23 protein-coding genes and 4 tRNA genes are annotated in these 19,264 nt (G+C 58.5%); 13 read left to right on the forward strand and 14 right to left on the reverse strand.

Going from position 1 to position 19,264, the window contains the following annotated elements:
• Positions 1-74 precede the first annotated feature (74 nt).
• Positions 75-3,512: a pyruvate carboxylase gene (locus tag G6R15_RS01175; RefSeq protein WP_164657954.1), complete on the forward strand. Its 3,438-nt coding sequence runs from the start codon at positions 75-77 to the stop codon at positions 3,510-3,512.
• 73 nt (positions 3,513-3,585) lie between these two features.
• Here G6R15_RS01175 and G6R15_RS01180 read toward each other — a convergent pair whose 3' ends face one another.
• Positions 3,586-3,735 (reverse strand): hypothetical protein, encoded by a 150-nt coding sequence (locus tag G6R15_RS01180; protein WP_164657955.1) that lies wholly within the window; start codon positions 3,733-3,735, stop codon positions 3,586-3,588.
• Positions 3,736-3,900: 165 nt separating this feature from the next.
• Between G6R15_RS01180 and G6R15_RS01185 the strand changes: the two genes are divergently transcribed.
• From G6R15_RS01185 to G6R15_RS01200, 4 genes are all read left to right on the forward strand, one after another.
• A tRNA-Gly gene (locus G6R15_RS01185) sits at positions 3,901-3,975 on the forward strand.
• 42 nt (positions 3,976-4,017) lie between these two features.
• Positions 4,018-4,092: transfer RNA gene (locus tag G6R15_RS01190), tRNA-Gly, on the forward strand.
• A 42-nt stretch (positions 4,093-4,134) separates the two neighbouring features.
• Positions 4,135-4,209: transfer RNA gene (locus G6R15_RS01195), tRNA-Gly, on the forward strand.
• A gap of 91 nt (positions 4,210-4,300) precedes the next feature.
• A complete protein-coding gene (locus tag G6R15_RS01200; protein ID WP_164657956.1) occupies positions 4,301-5,164 on the forward strand; it encodes a GNAT family N-acetyltransferase in 864 nt (287 codons plus the stop codon).
• A gap of 4 nt (positions 5,165-5,168) precedes the next feature.
• Here G6R15_RS01200 and G6R15_RS01205 read toward each other — a convergent pair whose 3' ends face one another.
• The gene (locus G6R15_RS01205) at positions 5,169-5,408 is read right to left on the reverse strand and encodes an Lrp/AsnC ligand binding domain-containing protein (protein ID WP_164659227.1); all 240 of its coding nucleotides are present in this window, start codon (positions 5,406-5,408) and stop codon (positions 5,169-5,171) included.
• A 182-nt stretch (positions 5,409-5,590) separates the two neighbouring features.
• Here G6R15_RS01205 and hisB point away from each other — a divergent pair, with 182 nt between their 5' ends.
• The 3 genes from hisB (at position 5,591) to G6R15_RS01220 (ending at position 7,160) form a co-directional block, all read left to right on the forward strand.
• Positions 5,591-6,178 (forward strand): imidazoleglycerol-phosphate dehydratase HisB, encoded by a 588-nt coding sequence (hisB, locus tag G6R15_RS01210; protein ID WP_164657958.1) that lies wholly within the window; start codon positions 5,591-5,593, stop codon positions 6,176-6,178.
• 89 nt (positions 6,179-6,267) lie between these two features.
• A complete protein-coding gene (gene hisH / locus G6R15_RS01215; protein WP_164657960.1) occupies positions 6,268-6,906 on the forward strand; it encodes an imidazole glycerol phosphate synthase subunit HisH in 639 nt (212 codons plus the stop codon).
• Between the two features lie 29 nt (positions 6,907-6,935).
• Complete coding sequence (locus tag G6R15_RS01220; protein WP_164657961.1) at positions 6,936-7,160, forward strand: hypothetical protein; 225 nt, start codon at positions 6,936-6,938, stop codon at positions 7,158-7,160.
• A 237-nt stretch (positions 7,161-7,397) separates the two neighbouring features.
• Here G6R15_RS01220 and G6R15_RS01225 read toward each other — a convergent pair whose 3' ends face one another.
• Positions 7,398-7,796 carry a DUF2147 domain-containing protein gene (locus G6R15_RS01225; protein ID WP_164657962.1) on the reverse strand — a complete coding sequence of 133 codons (399 nt, stop codon included), beginning with the start codon at positions 7,794-7,796 and terminating at the stop codon, positions 7,398-7,400.
• Positions 7,797-7,931: 135 nt separating this feature from the next.
• On the opposite strand from G6R15_RS01225, the gene hisA reads away from it, so the two are divergent.
• On the forward strand, positions 7,932-8,654 hold the full coding sequence (hisA, locus tag G6R15_RS01230; protein ID WP_164657963.1) for a 1-(5-phosphoribosyl)-5-[(5-phosphoribosylamino)methylideneamino]imidazole-4-carboxamide isomerase: 723 nt from the start codon (positions 7,932-7,934) through the stop codon (positions 8,652-8,654).
• On the opposite strand, the gene G6R15_RS01235 is transcribed toward hisA, so the two are convergent.
• Positions 8,651-9,022 (reverse strand): hypothetical protein, encoded by a 372-nt coding sequence (locus tag G6R15_RS01235; RefSeq protein WP_164657964.1) that lies wholly within the window; start codon positions 9,020-9,022, stop codon positions 8,651-8,653. The two genes, hisA and G6R15_RS01235, sit on opposite strands and share 4 nt — an antisense overlap.
• Positions 9,023-9,046: 24 nt before the next feature.
• The gene (locus G6R15_RS01240) at positions 9,047-9,193 is read right to left on the reverse strand and encodes a hypothetical protein (RefSeq protein WP_205520448.1); all 147 of its coding nucleotides are present in this window, start codon (positions 9,191-9,193) and stop codon (positions 9,047-9,049) included.
• 170 nt (positions 9,194-9,363) lie between these two features.
• On the opposite strand from G6R15_RS01240, the gene hisF reads away from it, so the two are divergent.
• From hisF to G6R15_RS01255, 3 genes are all read left to right on the forward strand, one after another.
• Positions 9,364-10,125 carry an imidazole glycerol phosphate synthase subunit HisF gene (gene hisF / locus G6R15_RS01245; RefSeq protein ID WP_164657965.1) on the forward strand — a complete coding sequence of 254 codons (762 nt, stop codon included), beginning with the start codon at positions 9,364-9,366 and terminating at the stop codon, positions 10,123-10,125.
• On the forward strand, positions 10,122-10,439 hold the full coding sequence (locus G6R15_RS01250) for a phosphoribosyl-ATP diphosphatase (protein ID WP_164657966.1): 318 nt from the start codon (positions 10,122-10,124) through the stop codon (positions 10,437-10,439). Before hisF ends, G6R15_RS01250 begins: the two co-directional genes overlap by 4 nt.
• Before the next feature lie 73 nt (positions 10,440-10,512).
• A complete protein-coding gene (locus tag G6R15_RS01255; RefSeq protein ID WP_164657968.1) occupies positions 10,513-11,097 on the forward strand; it encodes a hypothetical protein in 585 nt (194 codons plus the stop codon).
• Here the strand turns inward: G6R15_RS01255 and G6R15_RS01260 are convergent.
• From G6R15_RS01260 to rlmB, 4 genes are all read right to left on the reverse strand, one after another.
• Positions 11,086-11,556, reverse strand: a complete 471-nt coding sequence (locus G6R15_RS01260; RefSeq protein WP_164657970.1) for a CoA-binding protein — start codon at positions 11,554-11,556, stop codon at positions 11,086-11,088. The genes G6R15_RS01255 and G6R15_RS01260 overlap by 12 nt on opposite strands.
• A 364-nt stretch (positions 11,557-11,920) precedes the next feature.
• Entirely contained in the window at positions 11,921-12,376 is a 456-nt protein-coding gene (locus G6R15_RS01265) for a YHS domain-containing (seleno)protein (RefSeq protein ID WP_164657972.1), read from the reverse strand.
• Positions 12,377-12,498: 122 nt separating this feature from the next.
• A complete protein-coding gene (locus G6R15_RS01270; RefSeq protein ID WP_164659228.1) occupies positions 12,499-12,816 on the reverse strand; it encodes a hypothetical protein in 318 nt (105 codons plus the stop codon).
• 39 nt (positions 12,817-12,855) lie between these two features.
• The gene (gene rlmB / locus G6R15_RS01275; RefSeq protein ID WP_164657973.1) at positions 12,856-13,629 is read right to left on the reverse strand and encodes a 23S rRNA (guanosine(2251)-2'-O)-methyltransferase RlmB; all 774 of its coding nucleotides are present in this window, start codon (positions 13,627-13,629) and stop codon (positions 12,856-12,858) included.
• A gap of 130 nt (positions 13,630-13,759) precedes the next feature.
• Between rlmB and G6R15_RS01280 the strand changes: the two genes are divergently transcribed.
• Positions 13,760-13,843: transfer RNA gene (locus G6R15_RS01280), tRNA-Tyr, on the forward strand.
• Between the two features lie 82 nt (positions 13,844-13,925).
• Here G6R15_RS01280 and G6R15_RS01285 read toward each other — a convergent pair.
• The 5 genes from G6R15_RS01285 to G6R15_RS01305 all read right to left on the reverse strand — a co-directional run bounded on the left by G6R15_RS01285 (position 13,926) and on the right by G6R15_RS01305 (position 19,259).
• Positions 13,926-14,450 carry a DUF2478 domain-containing protein gene (locus G6R15_RS01285; protein WP_164657975.1) on the reverse strand — a complete coding sequence of 175 codons (525 nt, stop codon included), beginning with the start codon at positions 14,448-14,450 and terminating at the stop codon, positions 13,926-13,928.
• Positions 14,451-14,532: 82 nt separating this feature from the next.
• Positions 14,533-15,198, reverse strand: a complete 666-nt coding sequence (locus G6R15_RS01290; RefSeq protein WP_164657977.1) for an NnrU family protein — start codon at positions 15,196-15,198, stop codon at positions 14,533-14,535.
• A 39-nt stretch (positions 15,199-15,237) separates the two neighbouring features.
• Positions 15,238-16,131, reverse strand: a complete 894-nt coding sequence (locus tag G6R15_RS01295; protein WP_164657979.1) for a DMT family transporter — start codon at positions 16,129-16,131, stop codon at positions 15,238-15,240.
• Positions 16,132-16,134: 3 nt separating this feature from the next.
• A complete protein-coding gene (locus G6R15_RS01300; RefSeq protein WP_164657981.1) occupies positions 16,135-18,198 on the reverse strand; it encodes a proline/glycine betaine ABC transporter permease in 2,064 nt (687 codons plus the stop codon).
• Complete coding sequence (locus tag G6R15_RS01305) at positions 18,195-19,259, reverse strand: glycine betaine/L-proline ABC transporter ATP-binding protein (protein WP_164657982.1); 1,065 nt, start codon at positions 19,257-19,259, stop codon at positions 18,195-18,197. Before G6R15_RS01305 ends, G6R15_RS01300 begins: the two co-directional genes overlap by 4 nt.
• Positions 19,260-19,264: the final 5 nt, after the last annotated feature.

The following is a 19,264-nucleotide window of genomic DNA, read 5'->3' on the forward strand; positions in this document are numbered from 1 at the left end:
CCCAGAACTACCAATATACCTGCGCTTATTGTCCGCTTAAAACCCACGCCCAACAAAGAGAGCCGGGACCTGCCATGACAGACTTCAACAAGATCCTCATCGCGAACCGCGGAGAGATTGCTATTCGTGTGATGCGTGCTGCCAATGAGATGGGCAAGAAAACGGTTGCCGTTTTTGCCGAAGAAGACAAGCTGGGCTTGCACCGGTTCAAGGCGGACGAGGCCTATCGTATTGGTGAAGGCATGGGGCCGGTTGCAGCATACCTGAGCATCGATGAAATCATTCGCGTCGCCAAGGAAAGCGGTGCGGATGCGATCCACCCTGGCTACGGCCTGCTGTCGGAAAACCCCGACTTTGTGGACGCCTGCACAAAGAACGGCATCACGTTCATCGGCCCCAAGGCAGAAACCATGCGCGCGCTTGGAGATAAGGCCAGTGCCCGCAAAGTTGCTGTTCAGGCTGGCGTGCCGGTCATTCCAGCAACCGAAGTTCTGGGCGATGACATGGATGCTATCCGGGCCGAAGCCGCCGAGGTTGGCTATCCGCTGATGCTGAAAGCGTCCTGGGGCGGTGGTGGTCGCGGGATGCGACCGATTCATGGGCCGGACGAGTTGGAAGAAAAGGTGCTCGAAGGGCGCCGCGAAGCCGAGGCCGCATTCGGCAATGGTGAGGGGTATCTGGAAAAGATGATCACCCGCGCCCGCCACGTCGAGGTGCAGATCCTGGGCGACAAGCATGGTGAGATTTATCACCTCTTTGAACGTGACTGCTCGGTACAACGTCGCAACCAGAAGGTGGTTGAACGCGCCCCTGCCCCGTATCTGAGCGAAGAACAGCGCGCCGAGATTTGCGAGTTGGGTCGCAGGATCTGTGCTCATGTGAATTATGAATGCGCAGGCACTGTAGAATTTCTGATGGATATGGCTTCGGGTAAGTTTTACTTCATTGAGGTGAACCCCCGTGTGCAGGTGGAACATACCGTCACCGAGGAGGTGACCGGCATCGACATCGTGCAGGCCCAGATCCTGATTGCCGAGGGCAAACCGTTGGCCGAGGCCACTGGCAAGACGGCACAGGACGAGATCCAGCTGAACGGCCACGCGCTGCAGACGCGCGTGACCACCGAGGATCCGCTCAACAACTTCATTCCCGACTACGGCCGCATCACCGCCTATCGCTCGGCCACCGGCATGGGCATCCGCCTGGACGGCGGCACCGCCTATGCGGGCGGGGTGATCACGCGGTATTATGACTCGCTACTGACCAAGGTCACCGCCTGGGCACCAACCCCAGAAAAGGCGATTGCCCGGATGGATCGTGCGTTGCGTGAATTCCGCGTGCGCGGTGTCAGCACCAACATTGCCTTTGTCGAGAACCTGCTGAAGCACCCGACCTTTTTGTCAAATGAATACACCACCAAGTTCATCGACGACACGCCGGATCTGTTTGATTTTAAACGCCGCCGCGACCGGGGCACCAAGGTGCTGACCTATATCGCCGACATCACGGTGAACGGGCACCCTGAGACCAAGGACCGCCCGCTGCCGGCCGCCGATCTGAAGATCCCGCGGGCGCCCGAACGCCGGGGAGAGCCGATGATGGGCACCCGCAACCTGCTGGAACAGAAAGGCCCGCAGGCGGTGGCCGATTGGATGAAGGCGCAGCGTCAGTTGCTGATCACCGACACCACAATGCGTGACGGACATCAATCACTGCTAGCCACCCGGATGCGCTCAATCGACATGATCCGCGTGGCACCCAGCTATGCCTCGAACCTGCCGCAGCTGTTCTCGGTGGAATGCTGGGGCGGCGCGACATTTGATGTGGCGTATCGCTTCTTGCAGGAATGCCCCTGGAAACGCCTGCGTGACCTGCGCGAAGCGATGCCGAACCTGATGACGCAGATGCTGCTGCGCGGATCAAACGGGGTGGGCTACACCAACTATCCCGACAATGTGGTGCAAGCCTTCGTCAAAGAAGCGGCCAAGAACATTGACGTCTTCCGCGTGTTTGATTCGCTCAATTGGGTCGAGAACATGCGCGTGGCAATGGATGCGGTGATCGAGCAGAACAAGATCTGCGAGGGCACCGTGTGTTACACCGGAGACATTCTGAACCCTGAGCGGTCCAAATATGACCTGAAATACTATGTCGCCATGGGCCAAGAGCTGCGCGATGCCGGGGCGCATGTGCTAGGGCTGAAAGACATGGCCGGTCTATTGAAACCCGCCGCTGCCCGCGTGCTCATTAAGGCACTGAAAGAGGAAGTTGGCCTGCCGATTCACTTCCACACCCACGACACGGCGGGCATCGCCTCCGCGACCATCCTTGCTGCCGCAGAAGCAGGCGTGGATGCCGTCGACTGCGCGATGGACAGCTTCTCGGGCAACACGTCTCAGGCGACCCTGGGATCGGTGGTCGAGGCATTGCGCAACACCGATCGCGACACTGGGCTGGACATCAAGGCAATCCGCGAGATCAGCGACTACTTTGAAGCCGTGCGCGGTCAATACGCGGCCTTTGAAAGCGGACTGCAAGCCCCCGCGTCTGAGGTGTATCTGCACGAAATGCCCGGCGGTCAGTTCACCAACCTCAAGGCACAGGCTCGGTCACTGGGGTTGGAAGAACGTTGGCACGAGGTGGCGCAGATGTATGCCGACGTGAACCAGATGTTCGGCGATATCGTCAAGGTAACCCCTTCGTCCAAGGTGGTCGGTGACATGGCGCTGATGATGGTGAGCCAGGGGCTCAGCCGCGATGACGTAGAAAACCCTTCGACCGACGTGGCGTTCCCGGATTCGGTAATCGACATGATGCGCGGCAATCTGGGTCAGCCTCCGGGCGGCTTCCCTGACGCCATCGTGGGCAAGGCTCTGAAGGGCGAAACGCCCAACACCGAGCGTCCGGGCAAGCATCTGGAGCCTGTCGACCTGGATGCGCTGCGCATTCAGATCTCGAAAGAGTTGGAGGGCAAGGTGGTCGATGACGAAGATCTGAACGGCTTTCTGATGTACCCCAAGGTCTTCATGGACTACATGGGCCGCCATCGCTCGTATGGTCCGGTGCGTGCCCTACCGACCAAGACCTTTTTCTATGGCATGGAGCCGGGCGAAGAGATCGCGGCCGAGATTGACCCCGGCAAGACGTTGGAAATACGACTGCAGGCCCTTGGCGAGACGGACGAGAACGGCGAAGTGAAGGTGTTCTTTGAACTCAACGGTCAGCCCCGTGTGATCCGGGTGCCGAACCGATTGGTCAAATCCACGACTATCCAGCGACCCAAAGCCGAAGTTGGCAATGCTGATCACATCGGCGCCCCGATGCCGGGTGTCGTGGCCAGTGTCGCGGTGCAGGCCGGTCAACAGGTGAGTGAAGGCGATCTGCTGCTGACCATCGAAGCGATGAAGATGGAAACCGGTATCCACGCGGAACGCTCGGCCACCGTCAAAGCGCTGCATGTCCAGCCAGGTGGCCAGATCGACGCCAAGGACCTGCTTGTCGAGCTGGAGTAAGCCGCAGAACGCAAAAATAAGCACTGTCCCGGCATCTCGCCGGGGCGGCAGCCCTTTACCCCGTACCAATGGTTCAGGACAAAACCTGAACCACAATCGGCGCGGGTGGATGCATGATCGGCAAATCCTCGGGTTGGGTTGCGTCCTGTGCTGGATTGATTGCCGCAAATGATCCGATTGCAGTCAACAACCCCACCATCATGAAGAATTTTCCCGAAACCATGTGATACCTCGTCCAACTGTCAAAAGGGATGGGATCAGTTTGGGTGAAATGGGTGAACAAACCCTTTCTGTTGCCACCTAACCAGAACGAAGAAATTTGCCTTTTCTGCACTTTTGCTCTTGCGGTGCGGCCCCAGAAATTCTAATTCACGCCTCACTCAAGGAAGCGGGCGTAGCTCAGGGGTAGAGCATAACCTTGCCAAGGTTAGGGTCGGGCGTTCGAATCGCCTCGCCCGCTCCAATGAGTACCTGGATCACCCATCCGGGGCACAGACTTGATAGTGCGGGCGTAGCTCAGGGGTAGAGCATAACCTTGCCAAGGTTAGGGTCGGGCGTTCGAATCGCCTCGCCCGCTCCATCAAGATCCGGATCACCCATCCGGAGACATAAGATATAGGTTGCGGGCGTAGCTCAGGGGTAGAGCATAACCTTGCCAAGGTTAGGGTCGGGCGTTCGAATCGCCTCGCCCGCTCCAATATCTTCTCTCTCCTTCACATCATTGATGACTTGGCGACGACGGGCGTTTTGCGTCATGCTTGGGGCAATTGAACCTCAAGGTGTCCTTTATGTCCGCAGATTATGCCATCCGCCCGCTCACCCCTGAAGAAGTGCGAACTGCTGTGGATTGGGCGGCGAACGAGGGGTGGAACCCAGGTCTGTCAGACCGCCCATGTTTTCTATCGGTTGACGCGGAGGGATTTTGGGGCGGGTTTCTGAAGGGTGAGTTGATCGCCACAATCTCGATCGTGAACTATGACGAACTCTTCGCATTCTTGGGGTTCTATATTGTTCATCCGGATTTTCGCGGACGGGGCTATGGGTTGCGCCTGTGGCAGGCTGCGATAGGTCACGCAGGCGATCGTCTGATCGGTCTGGATGGCGTACAGGAAGAGCGAGAAAACTACGCCAAATCCGGCTTTCGCCTGGCCTACCGCAACATTCGCTTCGGCGGGCCGATCCAAAGGGCTTTGCATGCACTGCCGGACGGCGTCGAAGCGACTGAATTAGACGTCCTGTCAACAGAGGCAGAACAGTTCGACCGGGCCGTTTTTCCTGCCCCGCGCGCGGACTTTCTAAATCACTGGCTCAACGCCAAAGGCCATGTGGCGCGGTCGTTGCACCAGAATGGCGATCTACACGGTTATGGAGTCATCCGGCCCTGTCGCAGCGGCTACAAGATCGGACCGTTGCTTGCGAAAAGCCCGGATGTCGCGCGAAAAATTGCGGGGGCTCTTTTGGGGGCAGTGCCTGCGGCGGATCGCGATCAGGATGTCTTTTTGGATGTGCCAGAACCGAACGGCGCAGCAGCTGCAATCGCTGGGGGTATGGGCCTGAAGCCAGTGTTTGAAACTGCGCGCATGTACACCGGTCCAGCCCCGGAGATCGCCGTAGATCGGATCTTTGGTGTGACAACGTTTGAGTTGGGCTGACGCCTTAGAATGCCTTGAAGGTCATCGTAGTCAAGGATCGTTCGATGTTGGGGATCACCAGCAGATGTTCGTTGATGTAGTGGCCCACATCCTCGCTCTCGGGGATATAAAGTTTGAGCAGCAGATCGTATTCGCCGCTGGTCGAATAAAGCTCCGAGTGGATTTCGCGCAGGGCGATATCCTCGGCGACTTTGTAGGTAGAGCCGGGTTTGCAGCGGATCTGGATAAAGACACAAGTAGCCATCTGGATGCCCTTCTTCGGGGAATTTGCGTTGCCGCCAAGCTGCCACGCGGTGCAGGTGGGTGCAATCCCTTGCCTGACAGGTGGTTTGCGCAACACTTGTGTCGCTGTGCGCCCATGCGGGGTGGCAATAGATGGATGGTTTTGCCTATAAGCACCTCCGTGATCATCAGGGAAAGACCGCCATGCGCCGCGCTACTATCACCCGCCAGACCGCCGAGACCGAGATTTCCGTCGAGATCAACCTCGATGGCACTGGAACTTATGACAACCGGACCGGCGTTGGTTTCTTTGATCACATGCTGGATCAGTTGGCGCGCCATTCGCTGATCGACATGACGATCCGCGCCAAAGGTGATTATCACATCGATGATCACCACACGGTCGAGGATACTGGCATCGCCCTGGGTCAGGCACTGACCCAAGCACTTGGCGACAAGAAGGGTATCAATCGCTATGGAGAATGCCACCTGCCGATGGATGACGCACAAGTGCGCTGTGCGTTGGACCTGTCAGCGCGCCCATTCCTGATTTGGAACGTGGACCTGCCGACGCAAAAAATAGGCGCGTTCGACACCGAACTGGTACGCGAGTTTTTTCAAGCATTCAGTACCCATGGCGGCATCACGTTGCACATCGACCAACTGCACGGGTTTAACAGCCACCACATTGCCGAGGCGGCGTTCAAGGCTGTGGCGCGCGCGTTGCGTACGGCTGTAGAAACCGACCCACGCAAGGCAGATGCGATTCCGTCGACCAAGGGCGCGTTGTAAGCAGCCGAACTGAGGGGCGCTGCCCCTTTTGGCCTTTGGTCAATTCACCCCGCTGTGTTTGGAACAAAAAAGAAGAACAGGACTACGTGATGCTGACCGCGATCATTGACTATGAGTCGGGCAATTTGCATTCGGCAGAGAAAGCGTTCCAGCGTATGGCGCGCGAGGCGGATGCTGGTGAGGTCGTAGTGACCTCGGACGCGGATGTGGTATCGCGGGCAGACCGGCTGGTGTTGCCTGGCGATGGTGCCTTTCCGGCCTGTGCGGCCGAACTGCGCGGGCACAAAGGCATCTATGACGCCATGGTCGAAGCGGTCGAGGTCAAAGGTCGACCATTTCTGGGCATCTGCGTAGGCATGCAGTTGATGGCTTCCAAAGGACATGAGTACAGAGAGACTGATGGGTTGGGATGGATCGCGGGCGATGTGGTCAAGATCGAGCCTGCGGATCCTTCGCTGAAAGTCCCGCATATGGGGTGGAATGATCTGGTCATCGACCACCCTCACCCGGTGTTTGACGGCGTAGAAACCGGGGATCACACCTATTTCGTGCATTCATATCACTTCCGTGTAGCCAATCCGACAGAGCGTCTGGCTCATGTGGATTACGCAGGCGACGTCACCGCCGTGATTGGGCGCGATACGATGGTCGGTATGCAGTTCCATCCAGAAAAAAGCCAAGCGACTGGTCTGCGCCTGATCGCCAACTTCTTGAACTGGGCTCCGTGACGCCGCCTGCCCTTTCTTTGGCCAAGACAATGGACTGGTTGATTCTGGACAAAGACGACTTTCCAGAGGCTCTGTACGAGGTGAACCCCGTCGCAACCCTTGAAGAGCGCGGCGTTTTGAGCTGCCACAGTGACCAGCTGTTCCAACGCGCTGCAGGGAACCTTGAACAGGTCGTGTTTGTGTCCCACTGGACGACCAAAGCGCCTTTGACCGGCGGCAGGCACCCCGACCGAGTAGCTGGCAGAGCACTTTGACCGGCTAGTCGAAGTATACCGCTCTTGCCCGGTCGATGTAGCCACAGCACCGTTTCTGGCGCGGCGCCGCCATCCGAAACACATGGATCATCTTAGCAGCTCTCAAAATCTGACAGATCAAATGCAACAAAGAATCAGCCAGTTGCCCTTGGCACTTGGCGAGTTGACCGTTGCCGATCCCCGACAGGATGTCGATCTAGAGGCGCTCTTGGCACGACTTGGGCGCTAGGGTCAGGTTTATTTGACCCGCGTCCAATTTTGCCCGCGACAAATCAGACCGCCCGCGACGCACCCTTTGACCGTCAGCGAATTGCCGTTGAGCGACATCTTCGAGCTGTAGGTTTTATTCGAATCTGGCGCCCAGATTTTACCCCCCGAGTACGCGCCGCCGCCATCCGGGACCATGTCCCAAATCATCTGCTTGCCCAGATGCTCATACTCGGGCGACATATTACCGGCTGAGTCAAACGCTGTGTCGATCGTGCCGCAAATTGCACTGCCGCAGGGTGCTATGCCAACGTGCAAATAGGCCCCATCGTCGGCCCTTTCTGTTTTCCAGATACCTGCGACCGGGTCTGCTGCTGCCGTACCGGCCAAGCCGAGCCCAAGTGCCGCGCCCAAGATCAGTTTCTTCATCTGCGTTTCTCCCTGTTTTGCCTAACTGTGACGCGCCTGCCCTGCTTCTGGCAAGGCTGACTTTGGGTCGCGTTGCATCCACAGGCGGTCTCATGCCATATCGCGACCAAATGTGACACGAAAGGCTGCCCCATCATGATCCTCTACCCCGCCATCGACCTCAAGGACGGTCAGGCCGTTCGCCTGCTGCGCGGCGAAATGGAAAAAGCGACCGTGTTCAACGACGATCCCGCAGCCCAAGCGCGCGCCTTTGTGGACGCAGGCTGCGAATGGCTGCATCTGGTGGATCTGAACGGCGCCTTTGCCGGTGAGCCTGTCAATGCCGCCCCGGTCGAGGCGATCCTGGCCTCTTGCGACGTCCCTGCCCAACTGGGCGGCGGCATCCGCGACATGGCCACAATCGCGACCTGGATCGAAAAGGGGCTGGCCCGCGTGATCTTGGGCACTGTGGCGGTGGAGAACCCCGACCTGGTGCGCGAAGCCGCGCGTGAATTTCCCGGCAAGGTCGCCGTCGGCATCGACGCCCGCAACGGTATGGTCGCGACCAAAGGCTGGGCCGAAGAGACGGACGTGCAGGTGACGGAACTGGCGAAATCGTTCGAGGACGCGGGCGTCGCCGCCATCATCTACACCGACATCAACCGCGACGGTGCGATGCAGGGCCCCAACATCGAGGCCACCGCCGATCTGGCCCGTGCCGTGTCGATCCCGGTGATCGCCAGCGGCGGTGTAAGCTCGCTGGCCGACCTAATTGCCCTGCGCGATTGCGGTGTCGAGCTGAACGGCGCCATCTCGGGTCGCGCGCTTTATGACGGTGCATTGGACCTGAAAGAGGCTTTGGCGACCCTCAAAGGTTAGCCGCCAGCAGGCTCTTCGATGATCCAGACGTTGGGCAGTTTCTGCTGCCCGACGTAGGGCTGCAATGTGGTCGCGTTGACGCGCTCGATGCGCCAGCACTCTGACCGGTTGCTCCAGCTTTCACACCACAGGTCTTGTCGGATGGTCCAGGCGCTTGTGTAGATGCGCTCGCCAAAGGTGCCCTCCCCAGTGCCGGATCGCTCCCCCAGGCCATAGGTCTGCACCCATCGCGTGGTGTGGTCTTCGTTCGATATCCCCGACAAGATCGCGCCGGGGATGGTCTGCATCAACTCTTGCGCACTCATCATCTCGCCGGCCTGCAAAGGCGCAGCTACGAGGGTCAGGGCCAATGTCATCTGTTTCAGCATGGGTGTACTCCCTTCGCGCTCAGCTTAGCACAAAGGCAGAGGTTGCCCGAATCCCGCGTGATCCACACCCGCAAACACGGTCGCGCCTGCGTTGCCCTCCCAGATTTCCAGCGCGTCCATCGCGCCCTGCACCGATTTGTCCGTCTTTCCCTTGATGATATCCTGAGCCATTGCTGCCCCATCAGTGATTGCCAGAAGTCCTGCCCAAATCAGAGCGCGCGTCGTCGAACCTCCTTTAATTGAATCCACAGATCAGATTTCACACCGTCGCTTCATCCAATCACGGCTCTGGCATCGGCAGGGCTTTGCCTTTAGACGTGCCCCGACCCAGAGGAATGCCCATGCTCAAGACCCGTATCATCCCCTGCCTTGATGTCGCCGATGGCCGCGTGGTCAAGGGCGTGAACTTTGTCGGATTGCGCGATGCGGGCGACCCGGTGGAATCGGCCAAAGCCTATGACGCGGCCGGCGCGGACGAGCTGTGTTTCCTCGACATCCACGCGACACATGAAAACCGCGGCACGATGTTCGATGTGGTTCGGCGCACGGCCGAGCAGTGCTATATCCCGCTGACCGTGGGCGGTGGCGTGCGCTCCAAGGAAGACGTGCGCGACCTGCTATTAGCGGGCGCGGATAAGGTCAGCTTCAACTCGGCCGCTGTCGCAAGGTCAGATGTAGTGGCCGAGGCCGCCGATCAATTCGGTAGCCAGTGCATCGTCGTCGCCATCGACGCCAAGACCGTGAGCCCCGGCAAGTGGGAGATCTTTACCCACGGCGGCCGCAAGGAAACCGGTATCGACGCCGTAGAGTTTGCCAAGACCGTGGTCGCCAAGGGGGCTGGTGAAATCCTGCTGACCTCGATGGACCGCGACGGCACCAAGGCGGGTTTCAATCTGCCATTGACCCGCGCGATCAGTGATGCGGTGAATGTGCCTGTGATCGCCAGCGGCGGGGTCGGCAACCTGGATCATCTGGTCGAAGGCGTCACCAAGGGCGGCGCAAGCGCTGTTCTCGCGGCATCGATCTTTCATTTTGGCGACTACACCATCCAAGAGGCCAAGAAACACATGGCCGCTGCAGGCATTCCGATGAGGCTGACATGAGCATTCTCCACGATCTGGCCGACATCATCGAGTCCCGCAAAGGCGCTGAACCAGACAACAGCTGGACCGCCAAGTTGTTGGCCAAGGGCCCTGAAAAATGCGCAGAAAAATTCGGCGAAGAGGCGATCGAGGCGATCATCGCCGCCGCCAAGGATGACCGTGAAAACCTGACCTATGAGGCAGCAGATGTGCTCTATCACCTGCTGGTGATGCTGGCCGCGCGCGACGTTCCGCTTGATGACGTGTTGAACGAGCTGGCCCGACGCCAGGGGTTAAGCGGAATTGCGGAAAAGGCCGCACGCAACGCGGATTGAGGGGTTCTCAGGCCGCGGCGATGTTTGTTAAAGGTTTGTCAGAGTATCCAGTCAATTGCGGGACCTTTCCAACATGAAGACCCTGTTTGCCGTTCTCGCTTGCCTTTGCGTGCTGTGCCTTGGCGCTTGCAGCACCTCTGCCCCAGCCTACACCCAAAACGATGTGACCAAGCTGGCACAAACCTTGCGCGACCTTGGCCCCGAGGTGGACCCGGCCGAGGCCACCCGCGCAGCTCAGATCGCCTTTTCCTACTCCCGGCAACTGGCTACCGAATATGGCGTGACCACCTCGCCCATCATTCACAACGTCAGGGTCAACGAGGGTGCGAAAGAGCGCGGTCTGTGCGTGCACTACGCCGAGGACATGCAACGCCGCCTGAATCAAGAGGGGTTCAAGACGCTGCAAATGCACCGCGCAATTGCCTTGCCCAAGACGCCGTTCAATATCGACCACAGCACCGCTGTAATCAGCCGACGGGGCGACGATATGTACGCCGGTGTGATTCTGGATCCTTGGCGGGACGCAGGCGACTTGTTCTGGTCGCCGACACAGGACGACACCCGATACAACTGGCGCCCTCGGATGGAGGTGTTGGAAGAATTGTATCCCGAAGAATTCGCCGCCGCACGTGCATCGGGAGTTTTGTCACAGTTTTGACGAGATGATGCCAGTTGCAAAACCGCCCATGCGCAGCTCGCCGAACAAGCGCTGATACTCGATCTTTGGGCAGCGGTTTTGGATCACATCTACACCCTGCCCTTCAGCCTTGGCTGCCGCTTCGGTGTGTTTGACGCCGATCTGCATCCAGATTGTTTTGAGCTGCGGAAACAACTCCAGAGCCTCATCCACGATGGGGGGAACGGCCTCAGGACGGCGGAAGATATCAACCATGTCCACTGGTTCTGAAATTTCGTTCAACCCGGCGCGCACCGTCTGACCGAACAGCGTCTTGCCCGCATGACCGGGATTGACCGGAATCACGGTATAGCCTTTGAGGCCCAGATAGCGCGCCACGTAGTAGCTGGGCCGCACGGGGTTCATCGACACGCCCACAACAGCAATGACCTTAGTGCGTTGCAGAATGGTTTTGAGATGTTGATCGGAATAGTCGCTCATACCGCGCACCCTATGTCAGCTCTTCAGAAGTGTCTTGCAGCGATTGAAGCCGCTCGCTCTGGCTAGATTGAAGGCATGCCTCTGAAAAGAAAAAAGCGCCCATGGAACGATGCCATGGGCGCGAGGTATGGAACGAGGGACAGTGAAATGACCCGCGGCAGTTCCGTTCCGCGGTCACTGTGTCATTTAAGCCCTCAATTGGACAAAAAAAGGGGTGGAAATGAATTTTCTTAATGACACGGTGATTCTTCTCAATTTGATCGAAAATCTAGTCATTTTCAGCTAAGCCACACGAGAACAAGAAGAACACCCTTCAGATGTCCTTTCAATTTGGAGTGATTCGCTTTCGAAAAGGCTGATTCGATCAGTTACGCAAGACCTGCGGCCAATGACCCTCGGCCATTTCGATATTGCCCGGAACGTCCCGAGCCCACATCTTTTCGATAGACGAAGAATGAACAAGGTAAAGTTTGTCGTCCACAATCTTCCAAACCTCGGGGTCTGTGCCAACCGTGTACCCGCGCGACACTGCATAGGCGCAGTAACCACCAAATTGCGGCGCATAGGCATAAGGGTTCGCCTCGAAGGCCTCGCGGTTTTCGTGATTGGCGAAGTACCAAACGGCCCCCTTCCACATCACGGCAATGTCGGGGTGACCACGTACAGGTTCATCACCCATGAAGTACGACACAGTGTCATACCCATCAATCGCCGCCCCATCATCTGCGTAATAGATCTGTATCTGCTCGGCCTGAACAGCCGGAGCAGTGAGACACAGAGCGCTGAGGGCGCATGCAAGGATGGTGCGTCGATTAAGCATTTCAGTCCGTTCGATCATATGCGTGCTGCATAAAATGACCGCATCCCGCGCCTGAGCCAAGCCCCCCTGACAGGGATGTGATCAAACTGTGTCATGTGGTTCTCGACGCCGTGATCGGCAGATCAGTCGAAAATGTCCTCGATCGCGTCCCATGCCTCGTCCAGAACGCGTGACATCAGGCCTTTGCGCTTCTTGGCCTTCTTGAGTTTGTTGCGGGGCTTCTCATGCCAGTCCGACTTGCCTTTGGCCTTCTTGGATTTCGGTTTGGGCAGATGGCTGATCGCTGCTGCGTCCGGCTTGGCCTGACGCAGCATCTTGAGGTCATGCAACGGCGCGCCACAGGTCGAACAGCTCAACTCGTGGCGCCCATCCTGACTAAGCACCAGCGCCGCGCGTGTCCCGCAATAACAGCAAGTCGCAATCTTTGTCGGATGTGGAATGGCTGCCTCCTGTCAAACGGACCGTCGTGAGTGGCCCGCTTAATGGGCCTTGGAGGCATATAGGGCGATTGCGGCCGCATTTGAGACATTAAGCGAGCCAAATCCGCCTGCGGCATCAATTTTTACCAGCTGATCCACGGTTTCCTTGGTCTTTTGTCGCAATCCCGGCCCCTCGGCCCCCAAAACAAGGGCCACCGGATGATCCCTGCGACCTTCCAAAGCGGCCTCGATGGTCTGTTCCGCCTCTCCGTCCAACCCTAGTACAAGGAATCCCATCCGCTGGAGTTCCACGATGGTATCCGACAGATTGCGCATCCGCAGATAGGGCTGGCGTTCCAATGCGCCGCTGGCGGTCTTGGCCAGCGCCCCGGTTTCGGGTGCCGAATGATGTCGCGTACCGATCACCGCGCTGGCGCCCAGAACTTCGGCAGAGCGCAAAATCGCGCCCACGTTGTGCGGGTCGGTGACCCGATCCAACAAAATCACCCGCGGCGATTCTGCTCCGATGCAGTTTTCGGCCAGCCCACCCCAGTTGAGTGGCTTAACCTCCAGCGCTGCCCCTTGATGCACCGAGCCGGAATCGATCGGCGCGGAAAATCCGCGAGGTTCGACAACTTCTGGCTCGATCCCACCCTGAGCAATTGCATCAGACAGTTTGTCAGAGGCGTTTTTCGTTACCATCAGGCGTAGTTTTTCGCGCTTTGGATTTAAAAGCGCGTCCCTGACGGCATGTAATCCAAACAGCCACACGGTCTCGGATCCTGCCGCCTTGCGCGCCTGTTCCTTTTCAACGACCCATTTGGGTTTCTTCATCTTCACGGCCTCATTTTTCGGGACACGGGGTCCAGAACTCAGTTTCCTGCGCCCAGGTGGAATTTTCCTGTTGACGCTTCTTTGGTGCGCTTGTAATCACGCCTCCACAGCAGGCGCAACGCCTGATAGTGGGCGACAGGCCGCAAGGTGTGGCAGGGGACTGTAACTCCCTCGCGGAGACGCACGCCTGGTTCGATTCCAGGGTCGCCCACCACTTTCCTCTAGCATGAAACGCATGAGCAACACACCAGTTGTCGAGGGAATTGGTGCGCCCGGCTTCGGTCGGCACATGTCCTTCAGGCAGCCTGAGTAGCTTGCGGCGCAACACGGTCGAGCCAGTTCGAAATAGCATCCAGATCTGCCGAAACTTTTTCGGCAACCCCTTCTGAAAATTCGACGAATCTCTCTTCGTTCAACCCATTGACGCCGACAAGAACAGGGATGTCGCGCGCTAATGCCTCGCCGATGATCGGGCGGAATCCACGGCCATCGGCCTCGTGCTTGCCGAACTTGTTGATGATCAACAGTCGTGGTTGCTCTTCGAGCGCGGCGCTCACCAATCCTACGGACTGCTCTAAAGCCGCCGGATCCAATCGACACCCGCGCGACCCCGCGCCTAGCGATTGCGAAATGCGGATGACCTCGCCAGTGCCAGACAGAACCCGAAGGTCCATATCGCACTTGGCGTTGTCGGCGCATTCCGTGTTGGTTTGCACAACTCCGGCCAATGACACGCCCTGCGCCTCAAGTCGCTCGGCAAAAGCACTGAGCAAGCGATCGGTTTCACCGCGCTGAATGGTGGTGACATAAGCCAGATGCATTTTACAGGTCCCTTGTCCGTAAGCTGAACGACAAATTAGCACGCGCCGCTGCCCACGACCACCTTGGACGAAGCAAAAGCTGTTACATCGGCAGCGGGGACAGGCCAATGACCGCCTCATGAGCGGACAACAGAAGCAGATAGAGGGCCGCTCCGAGTCCCCAATCCAGAACATGGACACGGGTCAGCCCACGCAAATCGCACAGGCCGGTCTGCGCAGCCATACGGGGCCAGTCGCCCCCCATCTCGCGCTGATTTCGCCTGTCGATCAAACGCATGCCGATCACCGAAAAGCCACCCATAAGGCTGAACAAAATCACATGCGCCAGATCGCCATTCACCAACAGATGCGCAAAGGCCCAAAGCGCCGCAGCCAACAGGATCGGGTGACGAGAGACCGCCAGAACGCTTGGCCGAACCGAATCAAAACGCCCTTGCCCCATCCCGCCAAAGGACAGCGGATTGATCGCGCGCAGGCCCGCCACGGCCAAAACACAAACAATTGGCATCACCGTCAGTGGTACCCACCGTAACATCGGCTCGGGTGGGATAATCCCCACAAATGGCGCGCGCGCTGCCGAAACAAACAGCCAGACCAGAATAACGATGGACAGTCCACTGTAGGCAAGAAGGTAACCTCTCTGCCCCAGCCGAGCGATCAGCCATGGCCTGACGGGCGGGCGCACCGGGATTACATGGCTGAGAAAGAACACAGTCAATGCTACACCAAATTCAAACCAACCGTTCATGAGCGACTTATCCGTTTTTGGTAGGTCTACGGCTGTGCCTCAGGTCGGTCCTTGACCCGGATCAACCCGCCGACCCAAAAGCGAGGGCAAAATCTCGCTCAAGGCCCCCAAAACGATCAACGCCGCCCCAGCCATGCGCAAGGGACCAAAGGGTTCGTCGAGCAAAACGGCGCTAGAGATCACGCCCGCAAGGATTTCCGCCGTCAGTAAAAAGGTCAATGTCGCCGGGCTTAGAATTTGGGCGCTCCACAAGGTAAGCGCCAGGATCGGCACCACATAGAGCAGCCCCAAACCCAGAGCTCCTGTGATCAAAGCCCCCTGCCCGCCCGTTGGCCAATCCCCCTCGATCGTCATGAAAAACAGCGCGATCACGGTTGCAGTCAACGCGGATACAGCGCTCAACGGAATGGGCCGCGCGTTGCCAGGGTTTATGAAGATCAATGTCGCACCGACAGACCAGGCGATCCCAGATAACACGGCCAACCCGTCGCCGACCGTCACACCAGATGTAGCAATGTCACCGCCTAGAACCAGAAACGCTCCAGACAGCGCCGCAATCAGAGCCAGCGTCGAGGTCCAACGCCAGGGCATGTTCAAGAACCGCCACTCGATCAGTTTGGACCAGGCAGGTGCCAGGTAGAACAACAGGATCACCCGCACCACATCGCCATAGTTCAACGCAACCGAATAGGTTCCGATGGCAACGCCAACGCAGGCCGCCCCAAGCACAGCCTTGGGGCCCAGGAAAAACGGCTCGCGCCGGACCAACACCCACAACAGGCAAGAGACAAAGGCCCCGGTGTTCATCGCCGCCCCGCCTGCAGCGCCAGTCAGGCCAAGTGCGTCGAACCAGCGAATGGGAATCCACCACAGCCCCCAAAGAGCAGCGGCAAGGAAAGCCAGAATGACCGGCCTAAGCCCCGCCGCTGCCACGATCTACAGACCCAACGCCTTGCGCCGTTCTTCGGCGAAACCCTGCACCAGACGGTCGGCCACAAGGGCCAGAATCGCCATCGCCGCCCCGGCCGAAATACCAAGACCGATGTCCGCCTTGCCAAGTGCCAGATAGATCGACTGCCCCAGACCGGTAGTTCCGATCAGCGCCGCGATGACCAGCATCGCAAACGCATAAAGGATCGTCTGGTTCAGCCCCAACAGGATCGTCGGCGCCGCGTAGGGAGCCTTGATGTCGCGCATGATCTGAAACTGGGTTGCCCCGCTGGCGATGGCCGCCTCCATCATCTCTTCGGGCGTGTTGACCAGCCCATGGCGGGTGTAACGGATCATAGGCACGATCGCATAGGCGCAGATTGCCAAAAAGGCCGAGAATTCGCCGATCTGGAACACCATCAGAACCGGTATCAGGAATACAAACAACGGGATTGTCTGCAACATGTCACAAATCGGACGCACGATTTTCCACGCCAGTGGACTGATCGCGCTCATCAAGCCGATGAGACCGCCAACAATGGCGCAGGCAAACACCGCCGCCCCGCTCAGGTACAATGACAGCAGAGCCCTGTCCCACAGGCCCGAAACCAGGATCGTGGACAAAAGACCAGCCGACAACACAGCTAGACGCGGGCCGCCTGCCACCCAGCCAAGCGCTGCCGCGCCGGTCAGAACAAAGGGCCATGGCAGGTTCGAAACGCCGGTTTCCAGCATGCCAAAGCCGATCAACACCATCACCCCGCGAGTCACATGACCCCGCCAAGCCAGAACCGCGCCAATCGCGGCTCCGGTCAGGAAGAATCCCGTACTCATGTTTGATGTCCAGGTGAAACCCCAAGTGAACGGCAGAACCGCCTGATCCAGCCCGATCCGCAAAGGGAGCAGGACATAAAACATCGAGTTGTTCTTGAAGGCATCCAGCGAGGCGCCATTGGCCCGTGTGAAATCGGTTAGACCATTGTCGAGCGCATCAGACACCGGGTCGAGCAGCGTCAAGTCTGACGGCGCCGGCAGGCGGGTCCAGAAGGCCACGGTAAAAATCACCGCGAAGCCAAGAAGCCCCCAGACCACCCGCGTGTCATATCGTTTGCGCTCGGTCGCCAGTGCGCCGCTCATCCGGTCGATCACCATAGCAAAAACCACAATCACCATGCCCGCGATTAGTGCCTCGCCAAACTGCGCCTTGCGCATGGTCAGCAGCACTTCCCAACCGATGTCATTGAAACCACCGATCACGGCCGCAATGATCACCATCGACAGCGCCGCCATCAAACATTGGTTCACACCCACCATGATCTGGGTCGAGGCCGAGGGGATCTCGACCTGAAACAGCTGTTGCAGCCGGGTGCCGCCTGCCATCACCGCCGCCTCTTTGACTTCGGATTCCACGCGTTCGAGCCCTAACAGCACATTGCGCGCCATTGGTGGGGCGGCATAAATTGCAGACGCGATCAGCCCCACCACCGGACCAAATCCGAAGAGCAGCAAAAGCGGCGTCAGATAGGCAAAGGTGGGGACCGTTTGCATAATGTCCAGAACGGCCTGAAGCGCGTTCTTCATACGCGGCACCTCATTGGCCAATACACCAATCGCACCACCAACAATCAACGCCAGCGGAACTGAAACCGCGACCAGCGCCAGCGTGTTCATACTCTCGGACCAATAGCCCGAGGCCAGGACAAAACTCAGCCCCAGAAACCCGAGTGTCGCCATCGGCAAGCCGCCAAGATACCAACCCACTGCCGTAACAATGCCGATGACCAACGGCCACGGCGTGCCGTTCAACACAAAGTTCGCCCAATCCATTGGATAGGCCATCAGTGCCGAAAACCCACGCGCCACTGGTTTCATAGTCGTCAGAACGCTGGTCAAAATCGTTCCGACCCAGTCCGTCGCAGGCAAGACCCAGGCCGCAGGCCATTTCACCAACCAAGGCGCGACTGGCTCCAACGCCAAACAGATGGCTCCGACCAGAAGGGTGATCAGCGCAGCCTGCGTACCTATCGTCAACCGCGAACGGGTTACGGGCGCATCTGTTATCGCGCTCATGCCTCTTCCACCTGAAGCGCTGCGGCCAGGTCGGCCGGGTTCACCATGCCCACGAGGTTACCTTCCTTGTCGCGCACCGGCACGGGCTCATAAAGCTCCATGCAATGCGCAAGGGCTGCGTCCAGTGTCATGTCCGTGCGCAGGCCGGGATCATCGGGGCCGACGCCTTCGGTGCCTTGGTGCATGACAGATGCAACGCGGGCGTGCTGTCCCTTGGCCACATCCTTGGAAAACTCGCGCACATAGTCATCGACCGGGTTCAGCACGATGTCGGTCGGCGTGCCAATCTGGACGATCTTACCATCACGCATAATTGCAATGCGATCAGCGAGTTTCAGGGCTTCGTTGATGTCATGCGTTATGAAAACGATGGTCGTTTTCAGCTTGGCCTGAATTTCCAGGAATTCGTCCTGCAACTGCCGCCGAATCAGCGGATCAAGCGCCGAGAACGGTTCATCCAGGAACCAGACTTCGCAATCGGCCACCAGCGAACGGGCAATACCGACACGCTGCCGCTGTCCGCCGGACAGCTCGCGCGGATACCGCTCTTCACGCCCCTCGAGGCCAACCAATTCAATAACTTCAGCAGCTTTCTTAAGTCGCTCTTTGCGGGAAACACCCTGCACGCGCAGGGGATAGGCCACGTTATCCAGCACAGTCATGTGCGGGAACAGGCCAAAATGCTGAAACACCATGCCCAACTTTTTGCGCCGCAACTCGATCAGCCGCTGCTTGCTGGCGGTCATAATGTCTTCGCCGTGAATGCGGATCTGCCCACCGGTGCCATCCAGCAACTGCGAGATACAGCGGATCAGGGTCGACTTGCCCGAACCCGAGAGGCCCATGATGACAAAAAGCTCGCCCTCTTTGACATCAAAATTGGCGTCCTGCACGGCCGGAACATACCCGGCATCGCGCAAGATTTTGGCGGCGGCGTCTGCGTCATTCCCTGACCGAGCCAAAGCGTCGGTCAGGGCCTTTTCCGCGCCCTTTTCACCACTATGGCCAAACACCTGCCAGAGATCCTGGCAGGCGATGGCCGACGTGTTTGCATCGGTCACGTGTC

The organism is Tropicibacter sp. Alg240-R139 (assembly GCF_900537075.1).
Lineage (GTDB): Bacteria > Pseudomonadota > Alphaproteobacteria > Rhodobacterales > Rhodobacteraceae > Falsiruegeria.

What these genes read in the sequence shown, in the direction of transcription:
- G6R15_RS01175 (WP_164657954.1), top strand. Translation starts at nt 75, where the DNA reads ATGACAGACTTCAACAAGATCCTCATCGCGAACCGCGGAGAGATTGCT.
- G6R15_RS01180 (WP_164657955.1), bottom strand. Translation starts at nt 3,735, where the DNA reads ATGGTTTCGGGAAAATTCTTCATGATGGTGGGGTTGTTGACTGCAATC.
- G6R15_RS01200 (WP_164657956.1), top strand. Translation starts at nt 4,301, where the DNA reads ATGTCCGCAGATTATGCCATCCGCCCGCTCACCCCTGAAGAAGTGCGA.
- G6R15_RS01205 (WP_164659227.1), bottom strand. Translation starts at nt 5,408, where the DNA reads ATGGCTACTTGTGTCTTTATCCAGATCCGCTGCAAACCCGGCTCTACC.
- hisB (WP_164657958.1), top strand. Translation starts at nt 5,591, where the DNA reads ATGCGCCGCGCTACTATCACCCGCCAGACCGCCGAGACCGAGATTTCC.
- hisH (WP_164657960.1), top strand. Translation starts at nt 6,268, where the DNA reads ATGCTGACCGCGATCATTGACTATGAGTCGGGCAATTTGCATTCGGCA.
- G6R15_RS01220 (WP_164657961.1), top strand. Translation starts at nt 6,936, where the DNA reads ATGGACTGGTTGATTCTGGACAAAGACGACTTTCCAGAGGCTCTGTAC.
- G6R15_RS01225 (WP_164657962.1), bottom strand. Translation starts at nt 7,796, where the DNA reads ATGAAGAAACTGATCTTGGGCGCGGCACTTGGGCTCGGCTTGGCCGGT.
- hisA (WP_164657963.1), top strand. Translation starts at nt 7,932, where the DNA reads ATGATCCTCTACCCCGCCATCGACCTCAAGGACGGTCAGGCCGTTCGC.
- G6R15_RS01235 (WP_164657964.1), bottom strand. Translation starts at nt 9,022, where the DNA reads ATGCTGAAACAGATGACATTGGCCCTGACCCTCGTAGCTGCGCCTTTG.
- G6R15_RS01240 (WP_205520448.1), bottom strand. Translation starts at nt 9,193, where the DNA reads ATGGCTCAGGATATCATCAAGGGAAAGACGGACAAATCGGTGCAGGGC.
- hisF (WP_164657965.1), top strand. Translation starts at nt 9,364, where the DNA reads ATGCTCAAGACCCGTATCATCCCCTGCCTTGATGTCGCCGATGGCCGC.
- G6R15_RS01250 (WP_164657966.1), top strand. Translation starts at nt 10,122, where the DNA reads ATGAGCATTCTCCACGATCTGGCCGACATCATCGAGTCCCGCAAAGGC.
- G6R15_RS01255 (WP_164657968.1), top strand. Translation starts at nt 10,513, where the DNA reads ATGAAGACCCTGTTTGCCGTTCTCGCTTGCCTTTGCGTGCTGTGCCTT.
- G6R15_RS01260 (WP_164657970.1), bottom strand. Translation starts at nt 11,556, where the DNA reads ATGAGCGACTATTCCGATCAACATCTCAAAACCATTCTGCAACGCACT.
- G6R15_RS01265 (WP_164657972.1), bottom strand. Translation starts at nt 12,376, where the DNA reads ATGCTTAATCGACGCACCATCCTTGCATGCGCCCTCAGCGCTCTGTGT.
- rlmB (WP_164657973.1), bottom strand. Translation starts at nt 13,629, where the DNA reads ATGAAGAAACCCAAATGGGTCGTTGAAAAGGAACAGGCGCGCAAGGCG.
- G6R15_RS01285 (WP_164657975.1), bottom strand. Translation starts at nt 14,450, where the DNA reads ATGCATCTGGCTTATGTCACCACCATTCAGCGCGGTGAAACCGATCGC.
- G6R15_RS01290 (WP_164657977.1), bottom strand. Translation starts at nt 15,198, where the DNA reads ATGAACGGTTGGTTTGAATTTGGTGTAGCATTGACTGTGTTCTTTCTC.
- G6R15_RS01300 (WP_164657981.1), bottom strand. Translation starts at nt 18,198, where the DNA reads ATGAGCGCGATAACAGATGCGCCCGTAACCCGTTCGCGGTTGACGATA.